This is a genomic window from Streptomyces beijiangensis, assembly GCF_017315755.1.
Lineage (GTDB): Bacteria > Actinomycetota > Actinomycetes > Streptomycetales > Streptomycetaceae > Streptomyces > Streptomyces beijiangensis.
In genome coordinates this window covers 1-280 of sequence record NZ_JAFLRJ010001593.1, presented here as the reverse complement: position 1 = coordinate 280, position 280 = coordinate 1, and the positions used below count along the sequence as shown (strand labels likewise).

Here is a 280-nt window from a genome sequence, read left to right as displayed (position 1 = left end):
AAGGCGGCGCATGATCTCCGAGCCGACGGCATCCGCCGCAGACCTGTCAGCGGGGCCATGGACAGTGACGGGCATCGACCCGACGAGGGCGGCCGGCTGCTCACGTACGACAACGACCTGCACCCCAGCAGGCCGGGCGTCCACCAGGTGGCTGGGGCCCGATACGCCGTTGGCGGTGAGCTGGTAACCGAAGCGGCTGGCAACGTCCTTGAGGACTGCGGTCGCGCTGCCGCGCTTGGCGGCACCGAGCGGCACGTACGCCGCGCCCTCGGTCTCCGGC

Annotated in this window: 1 protein-coding gene; it reads right to left on the bottom strand. The window is 71.8% G+C overall.

From position 1 onward, the window contains the following. Window positions 1–280: hypothetical protein (locus tag J0695_RS42825; protein ID WP_206970180.1), on the bottom strand; the 280-nt coding region annotated here is incomplete at both ends.